This window comes from Pseudoduganella sp. GW821-FHT11H04 (assembly GCF_058807935.1).
In genome coordinates, this window is the sequence record NZ_JBXARE010000012.1 from 83,221 (window position 1) to 104,275 (window position 21,055).

The 21,055-nt window shown below is 60.0% G+C and carries 16 protein-coding genes; 10 read left to right on the forward strand and 6 right to left on the reverse strand.

What is annotated here, in order from left to right:
- The first annotated feature begins 18 nt into the window (after positions 1-18).
- The 4 genes from AC1RTP_RS22325 (at position 19) to fusA (ending at position 4,049) form a co-directional block, all read left to right on the forward strand.
- A complete protein-coding gene (locus tag AC1RTP_RS22325; RefSeq protein ID WP_498610575.1) occupies positions 19-939 on the forward strand; it encodes a class I SAM-dependent methyltransferase in 921 nt (306 codons plus the stop codon).
- Between the two features lie 120 nt (positions 940-1,059).
- On the forward strand, positions 1,060-1,251 hold the full coding sequence (locus AC1RTP_RS22330; RefSeq protein WP_498610577.1) for a hypothetical protein: 192 nt from the start codon (positions 1,060-1,062) through the stop codon (positions 1,249-1,251).
- 8 nt (positions 1,252-1,259) lie between these two features.
- Positions 1,260-1,850, forward strand: a complete 591-nt coding sequence (locus AC1RTP_RS22335; RefSeq protein WP_498610578.1) for a flavin reductase family protein — start codon at positions 1,260-1,262, stop codon at positions 1,848-1,850.
- Positions 1,851-1,934: 84 nt separating this feature from the next.
- Complete coding sequence (gene fusA / locus AC1RTP_RS22340; RefSeq protein WP_498610580.1) at positions 1,935-4,049, forward strand: elongation factor G; 2,115 nt, start codon at positions 1,935-1,937, stop codon at positions 4,047-4,049.
- Between the two features lie 7 nt (positions 4,050-4,056).
- Here the strand turns inward: fusA and AC1RTP_RS22345 are convergent, their stop codons facing one another.
- The 3 genes from AC1RTP_RS22345 to AC1RTP_RS22355 form a co-directional block, all read right to left on the reverse strand.
- Positions 4,057-6,306 (reverse strand): putative bifunctional diguanylate cyclase/phosphodiesterase, encoded by a 2,250-nt coding sequence (locus AC1RTP_RS22345; protein WP_498610582.1) that lies wholly within the window; start codon positions 6,304-6,306, stop codon positions 4,057-4,059.
- A 5-nt stretch (positions 6,307-6,311) separates the two neighbouring features.
- Positions 6,312-6,791 (reverse strand): hypothetical protein, encoded by a 480-nt coding sequence (locus tag AC1RTP_RS22350; protein ID WP_498610584.1) that lies wholly within the window; start codon positions 6,789-6,791, stop codon positions 6,312-6,314.
- Between the two features lie 61 nt (positions 6,792-6,852).
- Positions 6,853-10,635, reverse strand: coding sequence for a CHASE domain-containing protein (locus AC1RTP_RS22355; RefSeq protein WP_498610586.1), 3,783 nt, complete (start codon positions 10,633-10,635; stop codon positions 6,853-6,855).
- A gap of 93 nt (positions 10,636-10,728) precedes the next feature.
- On the opposite strand from AC1RTP_RS22355, the gene AC1RTP_RS22360 reads away from it, so the two are divergent.
- Positions 10,729-11,262 (forward strand): hypothetical protein, encoded by a 534-nt coding sequence (locus tag AC1RTP_RS22360; protein ID WP_498610588.1) that lies wholly within the window; start codon positions 10,729-10,731, stop codon positions 11,260-11,262.
- Positions 11,263-11,269: 7 nt separating this feature from the next.
- Here AC1RTP_RS22360 and AC1RTP_RS22365 read toward each other — a convergent pair whose 3' ends face one another.
- The gene (locus AC1RTP_RS22365) at positions 11,270-13,237 is read right to left on the reverse strand and encodes a peptidase U32 family protein (RefSeq protein WP_498610590.1); all 1,968 of its coding nucleotides are present in this window, start codon (positions 13,235-13,237) and stop codon (positions 11,270-11,272) included.
- Between the two features lie 33 nt (positions 13,238-13,270).
- The gene (locus AC1RTP_RS22370; RefSeq protein ID WP_498610592.1) at positions 13,271-14,179 is read right to left on the reverse strand and encodes a LysR substrate-binding domain-containing protein; all 909 of its coding nucleotides are present in this window, start codon (positions 14,177-14,179) and stop codon (positions 13,271-13,273) included.
- A 95-nt stretch (positions 14,180-14,274) separates the two neighbouring features.
- Here AC1RTP_RS22370 and dkgB point away from each other — a divergent pair, with 95 nt between their 5' ends.
- Positions 14,275-15,075, forward strand: coding sequence for a 2,5-didehydrogluconate reductase DkgB (dkgB, locus tag AC1RTP_RS22375; RefSeq protein ID WP_498610594.1), 801 nt, complete (start codon positions 14,275-14,277; stop codon positions 15,073-15,075).
- On the opposite strand, the gene AC1RTP_RS22380 is transcribed toward dkgB, so the two are convergent.
- Positions 15,038-16,042, reverse strand: a complete 1,005-nt coding sequence (locus AC1RTP_RS22380; protein ID WP_498610596.1) for an NAD-dependent epimerase/dehydratase family protein — start codon at positions 16,040-16,042, stop codon at positions 15,038-15,040. The genes dkgB and AC1RTP_RS22380 overlap by 38 nt on opposite strands.
- A 96-nt stretch (positions 16,043-16,138) precedes the next feature.
- Here AC1RTP_RS22380 and AC1RTP_RS22385 point away from each other — a divergent pair, with 96 nt between their 5' ends.
- From AC1RTP_RS22385 to AC1RTP_RS22400, 4 genes are all read left to right on the forward strand, one after another.
- Entirely contained in the window at positions 16,139-17,029 is an 891-nt protein-coding gene (locus AC1RTP_RS22385) for a LysR family transcriptional regulator (protein WP_498610598.1), read from the forward strand.
- 52 nt (positions 17,030-17,081) lie between these two features.
- Positions 17,082-19,283: an OsmC domain/YcaO domain-containing protein gene (locus AC1RTP_RS22390; protein ID WP_498610600.1), complete on the forward strand. Its 2,202-nt coding sequence runs from the start codon at positions 17,082-17,084 to the stop codon at positions 19,281-19,283.
- 112 nt (positions 19,284-19,395) lie between these two features.
- Entirely contained in the window at positions 19,396-20,313 is a 918-nt protein-coding gene (locus AC1RTP_RS22395) for an ROK family protein (RefSeq protein ID WP_498610602.1), read from the forward strand.
- Entirely contained in the window at positions 20,306-21,037 is a 732-nt protein-coding gene (locus AC1RTP_RS22400; RefSeq protein ID WP_498610604.1) for a copper homeostasis protein CutC, read from the forward strand. Before AC1RTP_RS22395 ends, AC1RTP_RS22400 begins: the two co-directional genes overlap by 8 nt.
- The last annotated feature ends 18 nt before the right edge of the window (positions 21,038-21,055 follow it).

A 21,055-nucleotide genomic window follows, 5' to 3' on the forward strand; every position in this document is an offset into this window, starting at 1 on the left:
CTTTGCCGCGCCACCGCCATGCTGAATGAACGCGAAATCGAAAGCTGCTACCTTGGCCAGTTCATCCCGGTCCATTACCACCACAATATGCTGATGGATGCCAACCGCATGCACAACTTCAAGGCGGCCATCGATTACGTCGTGAAGCCAGGCATGAAGGTGCTCGAGCTTGGCGGCGGTACCGGCGTGCTGTCTTTCTTCGCAGCGCAGAAGGCAAGCAAGGTTTACTGCGTGGAGTTCAACCCGGACATGGTGCAGGAAGCCCGTAAATTCCTGGTCATGAACAAGCATGGCGAGCGCGTCGAGGTCATCCATGCCGACGCCTTCGAATACCTGCCGCCGGAACCGGTGGACCTGGTCATCTGCGAAATGATCCACGTCGCCATGTTGCGCGAAAAGCAGGTCGAGGTGATCGAGCACTTCAAGCAGCGCTACCTCGAGCGTTTCGGCGGCCCGCTGCCGGTGTTTATGCCGGAGGCTGTCCTGATGGCCGTCCAGCCGGTGCAGCAGGAATACGAATTTGATGGCTTTATCGCCCCAATCGTGCAATTCCAGCAGCCCGGCCAGATCCAGAACGGTACTGTCGAGTTAAGCCAGCCGCAGGTCTACTCGCTGATTGATTTCACCCAGCCGAATGATATGGTTTACCGCTGGGAAGGGCAGTTCACCGCCGAGCGTGATGGCCAGTTGAACGCGCTGCGTTTCATCACCAAGAACATACTGGCCGTGGTCCCGGAGCGCAACAGCACCATCGACTGGCTCAACCACTATATGACCCTGCCGCTGGCGGAGCCGATCAATCTGAGCACCGGCGAAACCGTCCAGGTGAGCTTTGCTTACCGCGCGGGCGCCCAGATCCAGTCCCTGCAGGCGACCATGCGCGCCGTAGCGCTGCGCGAAACTACCGCCAGCCCGGCGTTGCCAGCCTTCGCCGCCTAAGCCTCCGCCCATCCCCGGATTTCGGCAATTTGTCGCCTTGTACGGCATTTGGTCGCATGTCCGTTGTCCGGGGTGGACGTCCGCTTTAAAGTTGCCACATCTTCAATCGGAGGTATTGAGATGTTCGGCTTCTTACTTTGGCTCGTGTTGCTGTTCCTGTGCTGGCCCCTGGCCTTGCTGGCCCTGGTGCTTTACCCGATCGTCTGGCTGATGCTGCTGCCATTCCGCCTGCTCGGCATTGGTGTCGAAGCCGTATTCGAACTCTTGCGGGCAATTGTCCTGCTGCCAGCACGAGTGCTTGGAGGGCGCTAGAATGGCGCATGACTCAGCCATTCGAACACTTCAAGCCCGTCGCGCTTAATCACGCCAGCCGACTGGTTAATCATGGGCCCACCGTCCTCGTCACCAGCGCCCATGGGGGGCGCCGTAACATTATGGCCGCCGCCTGGTCCATGCCCGTGGAATTCACACCGCCACGCGTCGCCATCGTCATCGACAAAAGCACACTCAGCCGTGAACTGATTGCCGCCAGCGGCGTGTTTGCCATCTGCATCCCCGGCGCCGCTGCCGCCGACCTGACCTACGCCGTCGGCACCTCCAGCGGCCGCGACGCCGATAAATTCAGCCGCTTTAACATTGCCTCGGCGCCGGGCGCGCAGACCGGCGTTCCCTTGGTCGCAGCGGGCTGCGTGGCCTGGCTCGAATGCCGCCTGATCCCCGAGCGCCACACTGAAGAGGCCTACGACACTTGCTTTGCCGAAGTGGTCGCGGCGGCCGCCGACGAGCGCGTATTTTCGAACGGACATTGGTCCTTCTGCGAGGACAATGCCGACCTCCATACCTTGCACCACCTGGGTGCAGGAAACTTTGCCCGTGCAAGTGCGATGATAAAGGCGAAACCTCTCTCTTGATTTCTTGTTGAGTCGCCCAATCTTCGCACTCCTGTTACTGATAGAATCGAAGATGCCCGCAAGGCATCGTTCAAGGAGATTGTGATGAGCCGCAAGACACCTATCGAGCGTTACCGCAATATCGGCATTAGCGCCCACATCGACGCTGGCAAGACCACGACGACGGAGCGCATCCTGTTTTACACCGGGGTCAACCACAAGCTGGGTGAGGTGCACAATGGCGCCGCGACCATGGACTGGATGGAGCAGGAGCAGGAACGCGGCATCACCATCACCTCGGCAGCCACCACGGCCTTCTGGAAAGGCATGGGCGGCAATTTCCCCGAGCACCGCATCAATATCATCGACACGCCGGGCCACGTCGACTTCACGATTGAAGTCGAACGCTCGATGCGCGTGCTCGATGGCGCCGTCATGGTCTACGACTCTGTCGGCGGTGTGCAGCCGCAGTCGGAGACTGTTTGGCGCCAGGCCAATAAATACAAGGTCCCGCGCCTTGCTTTCGTCAACAAGATGGACCGCGTTGGTGCGGACTTTTTCCGTGTGCAGCAGCAGATCAGGGACCGCCTGAAAGGCACCGCCGTGCCTATCCAGATCCCGATCGGCGCCGAGGAAAACTTCCACGGCGTGGTCGACCTGGTGAAGATGCGCGCCATCATGTGGGACGACGAAACGCTGGGCGTCAAGTTCACCTACGAGGACATTCCCGCCAACCTGAAAGAGCTGGCGCAGAAGTGGCACGACCATATGGTCGAAGCAGCCGCCGAAGCGACGCCTGAACTGACGGAGAAATACCTTAACGGCGAGACCCTGAGCGAGGACGAAATCAAGTCTGCGCTGCGCGAACGCACCATCCGCAACGAGATCGTGCCTATGCTGGCCGGCAGCGCCTTCAAGAATCGCGGCGTGCAGGCCATGCTGGACGCGGTGATCGAATACCTGCCGTCGCCGGTCGACGTGCCGGCAATCGCTGGCCATGATGAAGACGACCAGGAAATCGAGCGCCATCCATCGGACCAGGAGCCGTTCTCCGCGCTTGCCTTCAAGATCATGACCGACCCCTTCGTGGGCCAGCTGACCTTCTTCCGCGCGTACTCGGGCATCGTGAATTCGGGCGATACCGTCTACAACCCGACCAAAGGCCAGAAGGAGCGACTGGGCCGCATCCTGCAGATGCACGCCAACGAACGCAAGGAAATCAAGGAGGTGTTCGCCGGCGACATCGCAGCGGCGGTCGGCCTGAAGAACGTGACCACGGGCGATACGCTGAGCGATCCGGACAAGGTCATCATCCTGGAAAAGATGGTCTTCCCCGAGCCGGTGATTTCGCAGGCGGTGGAGCCGAAGACCAAGGCCGACCAGGAAAAGATGGCGATTGCCCTGAACCGCCTGGCGCAAGAGGATCCGTCCTTCCGCGTTCACACGGACGAGGAATCGGGCCAGACCATCATGTCCGGCATGGGCGAGCTGCACCTGGAAATCCTGGTGGACCGCATGCGCCGCGAGTTCAGCGTCGAGACGACTGTGGGCAAGCCGCAGGTGGCTTACCGCGAAACGATCACCAAGGCAGTGAACGATATCGAGGGCAAGTTCATCAAGCAATCAGGCGGCAAGGGCCAGTATGGCCACGTCGTCCTGAAGCTGGACCCGATGGATGCGGGCAAGGGCTTTGAGTTCGTTGACGCGATCAAAGGCGGCGTGGTGCCGCGCGAGTTCATCCCGGCGGTGGAAAAGGGTATCCGCGAGACCCTGAATTCAGGTGTGCTGGCGGGTTATCCGGTGGTCGACGTGCGCGCTACGCTGACCTTCGGTTCCTACCACGACGTGGACTCCAACGAGAACGCCTTTCGCATGGCTGGCTCGATGGCGTTCAAGGATGGCATGCGCAAGGCCAATCCGCAGTTGCTGGAGCCGATGATGCACGTCGAGGTGGAAACACCGGAGGAATTCATGGGCAACGTCATGGGCGATCTGACGACCCGGCGCGGCATGGTGCAGGGCATGGATGAAATCCCTGGTGGCGGCGGCAAGCAGGTGCGCGCGCTGGTGCCGCTGGCGGAGATGTTCGGCTACTCGACTTCCCTGCGTTCGCTGACGCAGGGCAGGGCGACCTACACCATGGAGTTCCAGCACTATGCTGCTGTGCCTAAGCACATCCTCGACCAGGTGGCAACGGCGCGCGCCGCAAGCAAGCAGTAAAAGAGCGTTAAGCCGCGTCGAGCAGAGCCGCGAATTCGTCGGCCGGGACAGGGTGGCCATACAGGTAGCCCTGTCCCTGTTCGCAGCGCAACAGCTTCAGAAGCTTGGCTTCTTCTTCCGTCTCGATCCCTTCGGCCACAACCTTCAAATCCAGGTTGTGCGCCAGGGACACGACCGTGCTGACCAGGCCCATATAGCCGGCATCGTGCGACATGCGGTTGACGAAGGAACGGTCGATCTTCATGACGTCCACAGGCAGGCTAACCAGATAGGACAGCGAAGAATAGCCGGTGCCGAAATCGTCGATCGCCACTGGTACTTGGAGTGCACGCACCTTGCTCAGGATTTCGACCACGCGGTCATGGTCGGATACCAGCGAGCTCTCGGTTATCTCAATCGACAGCGGATGCGATTCCGCCCCCGCAGTATTCAGGGCGTGCTCGATATCCGCAAACAACGAGTCGCAGCGGAACTGGGCCGGCGCAACGTTGACCGCAATCTGCGGCGGCGCCAGGCCCGCATCATGCCAGGTACGCCAATCCTGCATGGCGCGCTGCATCACCTGGCGGCCAACGGCGATCACGAGGCCGGTGCGTTCCAGTTCCGGCACAAATTCCGATGGCGACACCAAGCCGCGCTGCGGGTGGCGCCAGCGCACCAGCGCCTCGGCGCCGGTCAGCTTGCCGGTGCGCAGGTCGATCTTCGGCTGATAGAAATTGACGAATTCCTGGCGTTCGAGCGCATCGCGCAATTCCACTTCAAGGCTGATCTGGCGCGCCACCACACGGTCGGCAGCGCGGTCGTACTGGCCGAAACGCAGGTCGAGGTCGCGCGCGGCGGACAGGGCATCCCAGGCCTTGACCAGCAATTCATCGGCGCTGGTGCCATCGTCCGGCAGTGCTGCGGCGCCCGCATTGATGGTGCACCAGATCTTGTGTTCCTTAACCTGGTAAGCACCTTGCAGCATCGGCACCGCAGTCTCGTGGATGAATTCCGCCGCGGTCTGGGTGCCGTGTGCCGGCAGGAATACGGCGAAGCGCCCGACGCCGACGTGAGCGAGCAGCATGCTTTCGGCCACCACGGAACGCAGTCTTTGCGCGATATGGCGCATCAGGCCCACAGCGGCGGCATTGCCATAAGCCGAGCTGATTTCGTCGAAGCGGTTGATGTTCAGCAGCAGCACCGTCCCGCGCGCATCGGAAGCGGCGAGGGCGGCGATTTCTTCCTCGAATTGGAGGCGGCTGGGCAGGCCTGAGAGCACATTGGTGCGCGCCAGGCGGTGCATTTCCTGCGCATTGACCAGACGTTCGATACCGTAGCTCAGCTCATTGCTCAATTCACCGGCGCGTTCGCGGTAGAAGGCATCGAAATGCTGATCGCGGCGCGAATAGAAGGTGGCTACGCCCCACGGTTCGTTGTTGACGAATAGCGGCACCGCCATGCAGGAGGCGATTTCATGTCCCCTGCGCGAGCCCGATTGCACGCGCCCGGTCGCCATCACATGGGCCGCCAGTTCAGCCGCCAGCCAGTCCGGCGTATTCTCGCCGATGCTCCAATGTCTCTCCTGGCCTTCGCGGCTGGCGGATGCAAACAGGTGCAGGAAGCCGTCCTCGCCCTTGAGGCTGATGGCGGCGCAGTCCAGGCCCGGCTGGTGTGCCGCCAGGCGGCACGCATCCAGGCAAAGCTGTTCAAGCGTGCGCGAACGTGGAATCAGGGCGCTCAGGCGCGACAGCAGCACGTAGAAGTTATCATGGCGAATCAGGGCGCGCTCTTTCTCCACCTCGGTGGTGACATCGATCGCGGAGCCGCCGGTGAACGATTCGCCATTCACATGGATAGGGAATTTATGCACCAGCCAATGGCGCGTGCCCTCATCCGTGGTCTCCATGGTTTTGGTGACTTCCGGGTTGTCGAGCGCAGCGCCTGGCTGGAATTCCAGGCTGCTGCCCATGACGTAATAGCCCTCTGCGTCCTTGATCCATAGCGGGGACGGTGCGTGTTCGGCGAAGCCGGCCAGGAAGCCGTTGGCGCGCGCCAGGCCCTGGCGCAGGCCTTGCTGGGCGCGCACGCAGGCGGCCAGGTCGGCCAGGGCCGCGTGCTGCTCATCAGTATGGTTTTCGGGCAGATGCGAGAACAAACGCTGCTCATCAGCCAGTGCCTCAGCCGGCACCGCTTGGCCGCACACAAAACCGGCCAGTCGCTGCAATTCTTCCAGCGAGCTGGCCTGCATGTGTTCAATGAAAGCGCGTTTGTTCATTTGAATCACAGCAGTTTGAACTTCAATTGCACGGAAAACGCACCATGCAATCGTTCCTTGTATGTAGGTACGATAGCAAAGTTAAGGCCGATGCGTTGAAATTCCATGCTAATAACAGGGATGGCGGCCAGGAACCAGCCGCCATCGCGCATTTTCGGGTAACCGTTGAAGCCGCCAATCACGGCGCCCAGGCGCACCGGACCGATGGCCCATGGCTGGTAATACACGCCGGCATAATTCGACATGCGGCGGTCGCTATTGTGGAAGCGCCCAACGGTGGCGGAAGCTACGGTAGAAAAACGGTACTCCGCACCCCAGCCAGGATTGGTGTCGTCGAAGCCTTTATCACGCTGGAAGTGGTAGGAATAGAAGCCTGGGTTGACCCAAAGTTCGGACAGCGGCTGGTTTTCGATCGTCGTAAAGGTGTCGGCAAAGGCCGGGAACGACAGGGCGGTAAAAGTGGCCCCGAGCAGAAGCTTTTTCATTTATTTCCAAAAATATAATGACTGCCGATAGATTATAGCGTTTGTGTCAATTTGATAGATTTCAATTCCTTTCGTTTACATGAACAAAATGCAAAATTGTTGTAATTAAGTCATCCGCATCAACAGGTTTTGCGACAAATCCATTCATTCCGGCCGCATCGCACTCGGCACGCTCACCCAGGGTCACACCGGCGCTCATCGCCAGTACCGGCAGATCCAGCCGCAACTCATGCCGGATAGCCTGGGTCGCGGCAAAACCATCCATGACCGGCATCTGTACATCCATCAGCACCAGATCCAGCGCAGGATGTTCGCTGCGCAGAAATTCCAGGGCCAGGGCGCCGTTCTCGACGATGTGAACGGTGGCGCCGACCGCTTCGAGCATGCTGCGCGCCACCAACTGGTTGAGGGCATTATCTTCCGCAAGAAGAATGGAAATGCCCTCCAGCGCGCGGCTGCCGTTGCTGAAGACATTCTGCGCCACTGGTGGCGGCGTGCCTGGCTGCTCGGCTGGCGCCGACAATGCATGGAACATGGCACTCCGGGTCAGCGGCCGCAGCAATTCTGGATCATGGCTGCCGCCGGTAATCGCCGCCTGGATTCCGCTGCGGACGCAGATGCGCTGCGGCACGCTGGTTTTACGTGCTAAGCCGGCAAGGCTGCTGTCGTAAATCAGCAAGTCGTAATTGCCGCGCGCCAGTGCTGCATCAATACCACCGGCGCTATCGACCGTGTCGCAATGCCAGCCCCAACGCGCCGCAAGTTGGATCACGTCATTGTGAAGGTTCGGGTTGGGATCGGCGTACAGCACTCGCCACTGGCGGCGTGCCGCGGCCAGGGCGTACGGATCGGGCAGGTCGCCCTCGCGCAGTGGCATCAGGAAAGTGAAGGTGGTGCCGCGGCCCGGGGTGCTGGTCACCTCGATCGAGCCCCCCATCATCTGGACCAGCCGTTGTGAAATTGCCAGGCCAAGGCCGGTGCCCCCGTAGCGCCTGGCCATTGACGCATCTGCCTGGCTGAACGGGCTGAACAGGCGCTGCAATTGCTCGCTGCTGATGCCAATGCCCGTATCGCTGACTTCCCAGCGCAGCATGCCCGGATGCGCCGGATCCCTGCAGGCGTGCACGCTCACCATGCCGCGTTCGGTGAATTTAAGTGCATTGCTGATCAGGTTGAGCAGCACCTGCTGGACCCGCTGTACATCGCCGTGCAGGGATATCGGCACCTCCGCTTCCACGCAGAGCGAGAGCGCAATGTCTTTCTCCGAGCTGGTCATGGCCATCACGGCAGAGAGCGCGGAGAGCACGTCATCAACCAGGAAATCGTCGTCAGCCAGTTCAAGCTTATTGGCTTCGATCTTGGAGAAGTCCAGCACATCATTAAGCAGGGCCAGCAGCGAACGGCCGGCACCGGACACCATGTCCAGGTATTGCCGCTGCTCGGCATTCAAGGGAGTGCGCGCCAGGATCTGGCTGACGCCCAGCACGGCATTCATTGGCGTGCGCAGTTCGTGGCTGATATTTGCGACGAAGGCGCTTTTCGCCGCGCTGGCCGATTCGGCTTGTGTTTTCGCGTCGTTCAGTTCCTTCTCAGCGGCTTTTTCAGCTGTCACATCACGTACGATCATGGCATAGCCGATACAGCCCCCTTGCTCGTCATGCACCGGGAACAACTGTTTCAAGCCCAGGAAAGTACTCCCATTGCGCCGGCGCCGCACGGCTGTGGCTTCGTACTGGCCATGCTCAAGCGCCAGCGTCATGCTGGTCAGGCTATCGCTTTCCAGCGAGAGGCGTTGCAAGGGCTGGCCCACTATTTCTTCCGCACGGTAGCCGAACAGTTTTTCTGCACCTTCGTTCCAGGTGGTGATGATCCCGGTAGGGTCCAGCAGTACGATCGCGTGATTGCGGATGTGAGAAGTCAGGAGCTTAAAGCGGGCTTCCGATTCCTCCAGGCTGGCGGTTTGCTCTTCCAGCTTGCGGGCCGATTGGTCCTTGGCTTTCACGGCGGCCGCGCGTTCGTGCACGAGGTTGCGGCTGGCGCCAAAGAACAGCAGGCTGATGAGCGTGCCAAGCACCAGCACCATGAAGGACTTGGCCTGGTCTACCGAAGCATCAAACAAAGCGGTAGGGCGGATGGTCAGCGCCCAGGTCTGGCCGTTATCACCGATTTCAACATTCTCCACGCTACTGAGCCGTGTGAAGCTTTGGCCTGTACCGCTGCGGGCGCTGGTGTACATCAACTGGCCTTTGGGATCTTGGAAGTTGATGTCGAGCCGGACTTCCTGCAATTGGTCACCGAAAATGCCTTGCATCAGGTCGCCCATGCGGAATGGACTGTAAACAAAGCCGCTCAGCACATGCTGGCCGGCTTTATCGTTGGAATAGACGGGATTAAATACGAGGAAGCCCACTTGTTTCGGTCCGCTGATCTCCTGCACCAGGGTGATCGGGCCGCTGGCGGTCATCTTGCCACTTTGCATCGCCGCTACCATCGCGTCGCGCCGGGTCGGCTCGGACATCATGTCGAAGCCAATGGCGACCAGGTTGCGCGGAGAGCGCGGCTCAAGGAACACGATGGGCGCGTACAAGTCCCGGTTTCCTTCAGGCCAGACGCGCACTTCCTTGTTCAGGCTCGCCAGCGCACCGGCCGGGGCGAAGCGGGCAAAGCCCATGCCGAGCACGCCGGGATACTCCTGGTGCAATTGCAGACCGCCCACGAATGCCTGCCACTCATCGCGCTCGACGCTGGTGGACGCATCGAACAATGCGGTGCCGGCGCGCAGCAGCGCTTCATAGCCTTCCATGCGAAGGCGCATCGTCTCCCGCACGCTGTCTGCGGCGCGCTGGAAGCGTTCTCGCGTTCGGGATTCAGTGTCGAAGCTGATCCAGCCCCACGCTGCAACGGTAAGCGACATGCAGGCGAGAAGCGTAAGAATCGGCGTCCAGACATAGCCTTCCGCCAGGCCCGGCTCCTCCTCGGTTGCCAGGACCCAGGCCAGGATGCTGCTGATGGCAAGATAGGTGGAAAGGGACAGCAGCGAATGATGCAGCACGCCGGAGACAAAGGGCCCGTGGTTCAGCACCGTGGCAGGAATGGCGATGCCCGCGATGATCACTAGCGCCATGCGCACCATTGCGCGCCATCGGTTGACAGCTGCAAGACCAAGGAAGAAGAGCAGGCAGTAGGGCAGGAATTCTGTCGCTTCGTAGCGCGAATCGATCAGGAACACGCCAAGCGTGGCAATGGCAAGGATGCCGAGGAAAGCGAACTGACCTGCCGACCATTGCGGCAAACGCGGACGGTCCGGAATCGCCATTCCCAGAGGCGCCAGCAGTAGCAATCCAAGGAAATCGCCGGTCCACCATGTGGCAGCGACCTGTCCGGCCAGTTCGGCGGGAATAATCCCCGTGACTTGCAGCGAAAGCACCCCGACCGACGCCGACGCCAGTGCCGCTAGGGCCACGGTACCGCCGAATTTATACACTTCGCGCTGGGTATCGAGCCGGATGCCGGTGATCCCCAAGCGGCGCAACAGCAATTCAGCCAACAGTGCTTCCGCCGTATTACCGATAGCGATGGTCAGCGACGCTGTCAGCAGGATTGGCAGCGTTGCTACCTGGTTGTTATGGAATACCGCGAGGTTGGCGAGGAAGGCGCCAGCGAGGATTGCGGGCCACAATCTTCGCCCAAAACGCAGCAGGAGCACCAGCGCGAAGCCGGAAGGCGGCCAGATTGGACTTGCATTGCTGTTCGCCAGCGCAAGCATTAGTCCGAAGCGCGCCAGCAAATAATACGCTCCAGCGGCGAGCAGCAGGGCTGTTAGCGTACGCAGGCGAAGTGGCATGGTTGGGCGCACAGGTCGATGGTGCTGCATTTATATCACGGAGATGATCATATCTGAAATGATCTTGTCACAATTGCTTAGTAGCATCGCAGCATGCAATTCACTCAGGAAAATCGAATCCGCTTGCGCGGCACGGTATTTGGCAAGACCGCAGCCGGCCGGGCGGAAGTTGGGCAACGCAGCGCCGGACTGACGGCGCGCCAGCGTATGGTATTGATCATGCTCGACGGGCAAAAGTCCCTGGCCGAAATCGGGCCCCTGCTGGGCGAGGATGAGATGCTGGAAGCCGTGGAAGGCCTGCTGCGCAAAGGACTGGTGGGCATCATGTCGGCCCCGCCGCCGGCCGCCAGGACGGCCGCCGCCGCTGCGCCAGCGGTTTCCGTGCCGGCCCGCGCGGCCGCCGTCGGAGCTGCCGCACTCACTTCGGCACGTGAACTGATGGCCGCCGCCGCGCGCAAGCACCTTGGCCTGCTGGCATCCGACCTGGTGCGCCGCATCGAACACGCAAAAGACGAAAGCCAGCTGGCCGGTGTCATCGGCCTCTGGCATGTATCAATCAGGGAATCGAAGACCGGCAAGCCCTGCGCAGAGGACTTGCTGGCCGAAGCACGCGCCTTATTAGCCTGAGCGTGGCTTAGTTGGGCCGCTTGCGGTGGAACACGAGCGGACTGTAAGGTACTGCGGATGGAGGAGGGGAGTTCAGGATGCCCGGCTTCATCGCACCGACCACGTGCATCTCGCACGGCTTGCAATCGAATCGCAAAGTATAGGTGTGATCGCCGCTGACCAGCTGCATCGGTTCGGCTTTCACCTGGCCTTGCACCCCTTGTACACCCTTTGCCTGTTTCGGGCACAGGTTGAACGAGAATCGCAGGCAATGCTTGGTAATCATTAGCGGCACTTCGCCCGCTTCTTCATGCGATTCATAAGCTGCGGCAATCAGCTGTACGCCGTGCTTGTGATAAAACTCACGCGCTTTCTCGTTGTAGACGTTGGCGAGATAGCTCAATTGCGTGTCCGGATAGATTGCGAGCGGCTCCGCCGGCGCTTTGCGCTGCGGGCGCTGCCACGCGGCCAGGCGTGCAGCTTCATGCGCCGCAACTGCATCACGGCGCAGTGCATTGATTGCCGATGAAGGCACAAACCAAGGCCGCGACAGTTTCAGCTCTACGTGGTCCGCTACGAACATGGTATTGCCCATCTTCGCCAGGCTTGCACGCAGGCCGTTTTCGGCCTGCTCTGCATTCTGCGCCGGCTGGAAGCCGATGGCCGCATCAGTGGAGCTGGTGATGCCATCTTCATCGATGATGGACAGGCGCAAGCCGCCTTCGATTTCGGATAGTGCCAATTGCAGGCCAACGTGGCGGTCGGACGATTTCTTGTGCAGCGCCGCTTCCCACTGGTGGTCGCGGTTGCGGTGAATGACGGTGCCGACCTTCAGGCCGGGCAATGTAGCCATCTGCTCGTTCGGGAAAATGCGCCAGCGTTGGCCATCTTCCGTGTCGCCCAGCTTTTCGGCCTTGTTCGCCTGGATGCCCACCGTGGTGCGCTTGTTCATGTAATTCAGGCCATCGCCGTTGGCCATTGGCGCGTTGGTGATCACGTCAATGTGATCGCCGCCCATGCGTACCACGCTGCCCAGTTCCACGCCCACGTATTTCGGCGAATCGAAGGCGCCGATATCTTCCTGGCGCCCGTTGGCGAAGTAGTCGGTGTGGCCGCGGTGGAAGGTCTTGTCCACGTCCGGCGTAAACAGCACGCGGGTACGGCCGCTGGCGGCGCGTGCGAATTCCGGACGGCGCTCAAGCAGCTCGTCCAGCAGCAGGCGGTAGTGGGCGGTGATGTTCTTCACATAACCCATATCCTTGTAGCGGCCTTCAATCTTGAAGGAGCGGATACCAGCATCGACCAGGGCTTCCAGGTTTGCGCTCTGGTCGTTATCCTTCATCGACAGCAGGTGCTTTTCGAATGCCACAACGCGGCCCTGGTTGTCTGACAGCGTGTATGGGAGGCGGCAGGCCTGCGAGCAATCGCCCCGGTTGGCGCTGCGGCCGGTGTCGGCGTGCGAGATATAGCATTGACCGGAGAATGCAACGCACAGCGCACCGTGCACGAAGTATTCGAGCGGCGTATCGACTTCGGCGTGGATTTGCTTGATTTTGTCCAGGGTCAGTTCACGTGCCAGCACCAGCTGCGAGAAACCGACGTCGCCCAGGAACTTGGCTTTTTCAACGGTACGGATATCGCACTGGGTCGATGCGTGCAGCTGGATTGGCGGCAGGTCCATTTCCAGCAAGCCCATGTCCTGGATGATCAGCGCATCAACGCCTGCTTCGTACAGCTGCCAGATTTGCTTGCGAGCCAGGTCAAGCTCGGAATCGTGCATGATGGTGTTCATGGTCACGAAGATGCGCGAGCGGTAGCGGTGGGCGAATTCCACCAGCGACGAGATTTCCTCGATGGGGTTGCTGGCGTTGTGGCGCGCGCCGAAGGCGGGACCGCCGATGTAAACAGCGTCCGCACCATGCAAGATGGCCTCGCGGCCAATTTCCGCGGATTTGGCTGGCGCCAGCAATTCGAGCTCGTGAGCAAGCAAAGACATTCTGTGATAACCCTACAGTTGCAAGGGTGGTTATTATACCGGCTCGTCGAAGCCGCGCTCGCCGAGTTTTTCTTTCATGTAGCCGACGAACGACGCAATCCGTGCCGACAGGGCGGTATTGCGGTAATAAACGGCGTTGATCGGTTGCCGAACCTCCAATGTTTCCGCCTCAAACAGTTGCAGCAGGCGGCCGTTCTTGCGGTCAGCGCGGGTCATGAAATCGGACAGGCAGACAATGCCGGCCCCATTCAATGCAAGGTGAATCAGCGTTTCACCGCTTGATGAATAGATGTGCGGCGTAATCTGCAATGCCTGTCCGTCGGCGTCCAGCAGCGGCCACTCGTTCAGCGACGAAGGCTGGTTAAACCCAAGCAGCGTGTGGTTGGCAAGGTCCGCCACCGTCGCCGGCGTACCATGCTTTTCAAGATAGGCCGGGCTGGCGAAGACCCGCACCCGGCTGCTCCCGATGGGTGTGGCATGCAGGGTCGAATCCTTCAGCCGGCCAATGCGGAAGGCAACATCGGTACGTTTTTCCATCAAGTCCACGATGCCTTCATTGCTGTTTAGCTCCAGCTCAACGCGAGGGAATTGTTCGCGGTAGCCCTTCACCAGCGGCACGATCACATGCAGCATGAAGGGCGTTGCTGCATCGATCCTCAGGCGTCCGGCGGGCCCCTGGCGGCGCAGCGACATCTTTTCCTCGGTCTCTTCGACCTTTTCAATAATGCCGCGGGCGCAATCGAGAAACGCCTTGCCTTCTTCGGTCAGTTCGAGCCGGCGGGTGGTTCGCCGCACCAGTGTTGTCTCCAGCTTCTCCTCAAGCCGCGACAAGGTTCGGCTGGCGGCCGAAACGGTCAGTCCCAATTGCTCAGCAGCAGCGCTGATCGAACCGCTGGTCACAATGGCAATAAATGCCTGCATTTCGTCGAGAGTCGTCTTCATCCTTGAATTATATTCAAATATCTTTCGCGGAAATCCAGCTTTTTTGGAAAGAGTTGGGACGTTAGAGTGTCATCCTCTTCGAAAGGAACACAAACATGACGATCCCATCGTTTGGCGCCGGCACCTTCCGCCTGCAAGGACAAGCCGCTTTTGACTCCGTTAGCAACGCCCTGGCGGTAGGCTACCGTGCAATTGACACTGCCCAGATTTATGGCAACGAAGCCGAAGTAGGCCAGGCCGTGGCCGAATCGGGCGTCGCCCGTAAAGAACTGTTCCTGACCACCAAGGTCTGGAACGAGAACTTCGACGCCGGCCGCCTTGTGGCCAGCCTTGAAGAAAGCCTTGAAAAGCTGCGCACAGACCACGTCGACCTGGCCCTGATTCACTGGCCATTGAGCAATGTGCCAGTTGAAGAATATATGGCGGCGCTGGCCAACGCCCGTGAACGCGGCCTGGCGCGACAGATCGGCATCTCAAATTTCAATATTGATTACGTCGAGCGGGCAATCGGCGCGGTGGGCGCCGCGCAGATCGCGACCAACCAGATCGAACTGAGCCCCTACCTGCAAAACCGAAAACTGGTGGAATTCCTGAAGGGGCAGGGCATTCATGTCACTTCCTATATGACCCTCGGTTACGGCAAGGTTCTCGGCGACCCGGTGATCGGCGCAATCGCAGCACGCCATCAGGCAACGCCCGCGCAAGTAACGCTGGCCTGGGCCATGCAGCTTGGCTACGCGGTAATTCCATCTTCGACAAAGCGCGAGAATCTCGCCAGCAACTTGCTCGCCTCGGAACTCAATCTGAGCGCCGACGATATGGCTGAGATTAACGCGCTTGAGCGTAACGGGCGTTTGGTCAACCCTGAAGGACTGGCTCCGGAGTGGGATCTGTAAGCAGGCAACCCAGGCTCGCAAGCGTGCGGGTGAGGGCGGTTTCGAGCGGCGTATGTGGCTCGAAACCCAGCACTTCGCGCAGCAGATGGTTCTCCATCCGGACCGGCCGCTGCCACAGATAGCGCATCTCCATCATCTCGCGCAGGGTTTCATTGAAAGGCGCGATGATGCGCATCATCCACCACGGGAATGCCTTCAGCTTCGGCTCCTTTCCGATATGCGCGGCGACAATACGCTGGATTGCGCGGCCGATCTCTGTGCCATCACCATCCCAGTATCCGGCGAAATGGTAGGTCGCGAAGGACGGTAAGCGCTCGCGGATTGCAAGTAGCCCGACCATGGTGGCCGCTAGATCGGGCAAGTACGCAAACTGATGCCCAATACCCGGTGCGGCGGGGAGCTTCACTTCTGTTGGCACTGCGCCGGGACGAATCATGCCTTGGGAAAGCCAATTATTCCGCGCACCCGGCCCAAAAAAATCACCCGCGCGGACGACGATCACTCGGATTCGGCCAGCTTCCGCAGCGGCCTGCAAGCGAGCCTCCATTTCCGCACGAATCTTGCCTTTGCGCGTGATCGGGCGCTGTGGGGAATCCTCACGCAGCACCGGGAAAGCGTCCGGCCCGTAGTTATAAACGGTCCCCGGTAAGACAATCGTCGCGCCGTTCTTTGCGGCAGCCGCAATCGAGTTATCGATCATCGGCAACACCTGCTCGCCCCAGCCACGGTAGCCCGGCGGATTCACCGCGTGGACGATCACTTCACAGCCTTCGGCCGCCCTGGCGACGTCCTGTTCGATCAGCGCATCGCCCTCAAACCATTCGACGCCTTCTGACATGCGGCTCGGCACGCCAAGGCCGCGCTTCAAGGCCCGCACTTTCCAGCCTTTACCGGCCAATAGGCGCAGCATTTCGCCGCCAATGCCGCCACTAGGACCGAGGATCAATGCCGTTTGCACTGCTTTCATGATGTTTCTCCTTTAGGTTGACGATGAAGGCAATTATGGGCAGACTCAGCTCAAACGAAAATCCGCTAAACATTTACCGTCGCTATACAAATTTGTATGATTCGCTCAATCCCATGGGATTTGTACCGCACTTTCCTGCATGTCCTGAATGCCCAGTCCTTGTCCGGAGCGGCCCGCTCGCTCGGCCTGACGCAGCCAACGGTAGGGCGCCACATCTCCGAGCTCGAGAGCGGCCTGGGTTTGGCGCTTTTCACCCGCTCGCAGGCCGGCCTGCAGCCCACGGACGCCGCGCAGCAACTGCGTGCCCAACTCGAAGAAATGCAGCAAGTCGCAGCTTCCATCGAGCGCAGCGCGCATGGTCAAAGCGCGGTGCGTGGTGCGGTGAGGATTTCAGCCAGCGAAATGGTGGGCGTCGAGATCCTGCCGCCTATCTTGGCGCCGCTGCGCGCGGCACATCCCGAATTGGCGATTGAACTCGTATTAAGCGACGAACTGGAAGACGTAGTAGGGCGCTCAGTCGATATCGCGGTCCGCATGACTCGTCCACAACAGGATGTCTTGCTGGCGCAGCGGATCGGAAATGTGGCCCTGGGATTCTTCGCGCACAAGGACTACCTGGCTCGGATGGGCAAGCCGAAAGACCTGGCGGGACTGACGAGCCACAGCCTGATAGGCTTTGACGTAGAAACCCCGTTTCTAAGGATGGCGGGAGACGCAATTGGCGGCTGGCCGCGTGATTCTTTTGCCTATCGCTGCGACAGTAACCTGGCGCAAATGGCGCTGATCCGCGCCGGCGCCGGCATCGGCGTCGCCCAGGCAGGCCTGGCTGCCCGCGACAATAATCTTGTCCGTTTGCTGCGTAAGGAAATGAACCTGTCGATGACGGCCTGGGTCACCATGCACGCTGATCTGCGCAACAGCGCCCGGTGCAGGACAGTTTTCGACGCCTTGGTGACCGGCCTCCGGGAAGTGTGGACAGCCGTCTGAGCGAATATAATGATGCCCAAATCATTTTTGAGCACATCATTGCAATACTCCCATGGAAATTAAGGTCAACTTTCTCGATAAGCTTCGCCTCGAAGCCAAATTCGACGACTTCACAGTCATCGCCGACCAGCCGATCCGCTACAAAGGCGACGGTTCGGCGCCAGGCCCATTCGACTACTTCCTGGCCTCGTCGGCCCTGTGCGCGGCCTACTTCGTGAAGTTGTACTGCAATACGCGGAACATCCCGACCGAAAATATCCGCCTGTCGCAGAACAATATCGTCGATCCGGAAAACCGCTACCAGCAGACCTTCAAGATCCAGGTGGAACTGCCGCCGGATATTTCGGCCAAGGACCGTGAAGGCATCTTGCGCTCGATCGACCGCTGCACGGTAAAGAAAGTGGTCCAGCAGGGCCCGGAGTTCATCATCGAAGAAGTCGAGAACCTCGATGCTGACGCCCAGTCTTTGCTGACGCTGAATCCATCCGCCGACCAGAGCACCTATATCCTGGGCAAGGACCTGCCGCTTGAGCAGACCATCGCCAATATGTCGGGACAACTTGCGGCGCTGGGCATCAAGATCGAAATCGCCTCGTGGCGCAATATCGTGCCTAACGTATGGTCGCTGCACATCCGCGACGCGCACTCGCCGATGTGCTTTACCAACGGCAAAGGCGCGACCAAGGAAAGCGCGCTCGCATCGGCGCTGGGCGAGTACATCGAACGCACAAACAACAATCACTTCTACGCCGGTGTGTTCTGGGGCGAAGACATCGCCAATGCGCCATTCGTGCATTACCCGAACGAGCGCTGGTTCAAGCCGGGCCGTGGCGATAAGCTGCCAAAGGAGATCCTGGACGAAAACAGCCTGGAGATCTACAACCCGGACGGTGAACTACGCGGTTCGCACTTGATCGACACCAACTCCGGCAACAGCGAGCGCGGAATCTGCTCGCTGCCATACGTCCGCCAATCCGACGGCAAGATCGTGTACTTCCCGTCAAACCTGGTCGAGAACCTCTTCGTCAGTAACGGCATGAGCGCCGGGAATACGCTGGCCGAAGCCCAGGTTCAGTGTCTATCGGAGATTTTCGAAAGGGCGGTTAAACGCGAAATTATCGAAGGCGAAATCGCGTTGCCGGATGTCCCCGACGAAGTCCTCGCCAAGTATCCCGGCATTGTCGCAGGTATCAAGGGCCTTGAAGAACAAGGTTTCCCGGTCCTGGTAAAAGACGCCTCTTTGGGCGGCATTTACCCTGTGATGTGCGTGACACTGATGAATCCACGTACCGGGGGCGTATTTGCTTCGTTCGGCGCGCATCCAAGCTTTGAAGTCGCGCTGGAACGCAGCCTGACCGAACTGCTCCAGGGCCGCAGCTTCGAAGGCCTGAACGATCTGCCGCGCCCGACTTTCGTGAGCAACGCCGTTACCGAGCCTAATAACTTCGTCGAACACTTCATCGATTCCAGCGGCCTGGTGTCCTGGCGCTTCTTCAGTGCGAAATCCGATTACGACTTCGTGGAATGGGATTTCTCCGGCCAGGGAGAAAACTCCAACGCCGAAGAAGCCGCGACGCTGTTCGGCATTCTCGAAGAAATGGGCAAAGAGTCTTATGTTGCCGTGTACGACGATCTGGGCGCAACCGCATGCCGCATCCTGGTGCCAGGCTACTCTGAAGTCTATCCGGTTGAAGACCTGATCTGGGATAACACCAACAAGGCGCTCCTGTTCCGCGAAGACATCCTGAATCTGCACCAATTGGACGACGACGCGCTCGAGTCCCTGCTGGAGCGCCTGGAAAATAATGAGCTGGACGAATACGGCGACATCGCCACGCTGATCGGCATCGAATTCGACGAAAACACTGTCTGGGGCCAACTGACGGTGTTGGAACTGCGCCTGCTGATTAACCTGGCCTTGAACGAATACGAGGCAGCAAAAGAGCTGATCGAAGCCTTCCTGCAGTATAACGACAACACAGTGGACCGCGGCTTGTTCTACCAAGCCCTCGATGCGGTGCTGGAAGTCGAAATGGCGGAAGATATGGAGCTGGCCGATTTCGAATTCAATTTCCGCCGGATGTTCGGCAACGAGCGTATGGACGCCGTGATCGGTTCTGTCAACGGCACCGTGCGATTCTTCGGGCTGACGCCAACCGGCATGAAACTGGAAGGCCTTGACAGGCACCAGCGCCTGCTGGACAGCTACAAAAAACTACACGCGGGACGCGCGAAAGCGGCTGCTGAAAAATGAAACACTCAACCGAGCGCTGTTCAGCGCTCGGTCACAACGCGCTATTTGGGTTCAGGCTGAGTAATAGGCATAACTTCGCATAATCTATATTATGTCAAATAAAGTATAGGCAATGATCACCTGCTTCGATATTGGCGGTTCCGCCATCAAATGCGCCGTTGCGACGGCTGACGGCCAGATTCGCGAGCTTCACCGTGTACCAACACCCACTAAGGATTTTGCCGTCTTCACGGAAACCATGCGGACGCTGATTGTGGCCGGCGGCCCTTCTCGCGGTGTCGCCATTTCGATCGCTGGCGTGATTGATCCGGCCGATGGCCGCATCAAATGCGCGAACATTCCCTGCATTGACGGCCGTACGCTCGCGACCGACCTGGCTGAAGCTTTCGGCCTGCCCGTTTGGATCATCAACGATGCGGACAGCTTCGCGCTGGCCGAAGCCCATGCTGGCGCCGGCCGCGGACACGCCACCGTCTTCGGCCTGATCCTTGGTACCGGTGTCGGCGGCGGCCTCGTCATCGGCGGACGTCTTATCAGCGGTCCTGGCGGGTTTGCTGGCGAATGGGGACACGGTCCAGTGGCTGCCCAGTTTGCGGGCTCGCCGCCGCAATCCATTCCGCGCTATCGATGCGGCTGCGGCCAGACTGGTTGCCTGGATACGGTCGGCAGCGCGCGCGGCATGGAACGGCTGCACTTGGCCTTGCACCAAGCGCCATTGGACAGCCGCGAGATCATTGCGGCCTGGCAGGCTTGCGACGACGCAGCCGAACGCACCATTGCCTGTTTCATTGACCTGCTTAGCGGCCCACTGGCAATGCTGGTCAACACTGTTGGCGCTTCAATTCTTCCGGTCGGCGGCGGCTTGGCGAACAGCCCACCGCTCATCGCGCGCCTGGATAAAGCGGTTCGCGCCGCGATTCTTCGCAAGACCGAGGCGCCAATCATCGTGCCTGGCCAATCCGGCGTGGAACCAGGCCTGATCGGCGCGGCATGGCTTGGACTGGAAAAATTGGGGAAAGCGCATGGCTGATGCGATCACGCTGGAAGTCTGTGTGGATAACGTTGACGGCCTGGCTGCTGCATTGCGAGGCGGCGCGGACCGTATTGAATTATGCAATGCGCTGGAAATTGGCGGCCTGACGCCGACCGCCGGCTTGCTGCGGGCCGCTTCGACGAGCCCGATCCCCGTTGTGGCCATGATTCGTCCGCGCGGCGGCGATTTTTGCTTCAACGAGGCGGAAATCCAGTTGATGCTGAACGAGATTGACGCAGTCGCAGCCGCCGGCTTGCAAGGTGTGGTGCTGGGTGCATCGCTCACGGGCGGCCAATTGGACCGGCAGACACTTAAACGCCTGGTACGTCGGGCCGCAGTTCACGGGCTTCGATGCACTCTGCACCGGGCAATCGATCTTTGCCCGGACCTGGCGCAGGCGGTCAATCTGGCTATCGAGCTGGAATTCGAGCGCATCCTGACGTCCGGCGGCGCCCGGACCGCACCTGATGGGTTGTCCGGCTTGAAAAGCTGTTTCGATGCGGCAGCCGGCCGAATCGCCATCATGCCCGGCGCTGGCATCAACGCAGCTAATGTCAGTCTTTTGCGCGCCCAGCTGCCGCTGACCGACGTTCACGCATCCTGCTCAGAGCCAGTTCAAGCTGCATCCTCCACGGTTTTAGCATTCGGATTCGATGCCGGCGGACGCCGTCAGACTGATGCCGGTAAAGTCGCCGCCATGAAAGCCGTTCTGCTGGCCTGACCCGGCTCTCCACTTGAA

Bases quoted from the DNA above. Each gene is read 5' to 3' on its own strand.
- AC1RTP_RS22325 (WP_498610575.1), top strand. From the start codon at position 19: ATGCTGAATGAACGCGAAATCGAAAGCTGCTACCTTGGCCAGTTCATC.
- AC1RTP_RS22330 (WP_498610577.1), top strand. From the start codon at position 1,060: ATGTTCGGCTTCTTACTTTGGCTCGTGTTGCTGTTCCTGTGCTGGCCC.
- AC1RTP_RS22335 (WP_498610578.1), top strand. From the start codon at position 1,260: ATGACTCAGCCATTCGAACACTTCAAGCCCGTCGCGCTTAATCACGCC.
- fusA (WP_498610580.1), top strand. From the start codon at position 1,935: ATGAGCCGCAAGACACCTATCGAGCGTTACCGCAATATCGGCATTAGC.
- AC1RTP_RS22345 (WP_498610582.1), bottom strand. From the start codon at position 6,306: ATGAACAAACGCGCTTTCATTGAACACATGCAGGCCAGCTCGCTGGAA.
- AC1RTP_RS22350 (WP_498610584.1), bottom strand. From the start codon at position 6,791: ATGAAAAAGCTTCTGCTCGGGGCCACTTTTACCGCCCTGTCGTTCCCG.
- AC1RTP_RS22355 (WP_498610586.1), bottom strand. From the start codon at position 10,635: ATGCCACTTCGCCTGCGTACGCTAACAGCCCTGCTGCTCGCCGCTGGA.
- AC1RTP_RS22360 (WP_498610588.1), top strand. From the start codon at position 10,729: ATGCAATTCACTCAGGAAAATCGAATCCGCTTGCGCGGCACGGTATTT.
- AC1RTP_RS22365 (WP_498610590.1), bottom strand. From the start codon at position 13,237: ATGTCTTTGCTTGCTCACGAGCTCGAATTGCTGGCGCCAGCCAAATCC.
- AC1RTP_RS22370 (WP_498610592.1), bottom strand. From the start codon at position 14,179: ATGAAGACGACTCTCGACGAAATGCAGGCATTTATTGCCATTGTGACC.
- dkgB (WP_498610594.1), top strand. From the start codon at position 14,275: ATGACGATCCCATCGTTTGGCGCCGGCACCTTCCGCCTGCAAGGACAA.
- AC1RTP_RS22380 (WP_498610596.1), bottom strand. From the start codon at position 16,042: ATGAAAGCAGTGCAAACGGCATTGATCCTCGGTCCTAGTGGCGGCATT.
- AC1RTP_RS22385 (WP_498610598.1), top strand. From the start codon at position 16,139: ATGATTCGCTCAATCCCATGGGATTTGTACCGCACTTTCCTGCATGTC.
- AC1RTP_RS22390 (WP_498610600.1), top strand. From the start codon at position 17,082: ATGGAAATTAAGGTCAACTTTCTCGATAAGCTTCGCCTCGAAGCCAAA.
- AC1RTP_RS22395 (WP_498610602.1), top strand. From the start codon at position 19,396: ATGATCACCTGCTTCGATATTGGCGGTTCCGCCATCAAATGCGCCGTT.
- AC1RTP_RS22400 (WP_498610604.1), top strand. From the start codon at position 20,306: ATGGCTGATGCGATCACGCTGGAAGTCTGTGTGGATAACGTTGACGGC.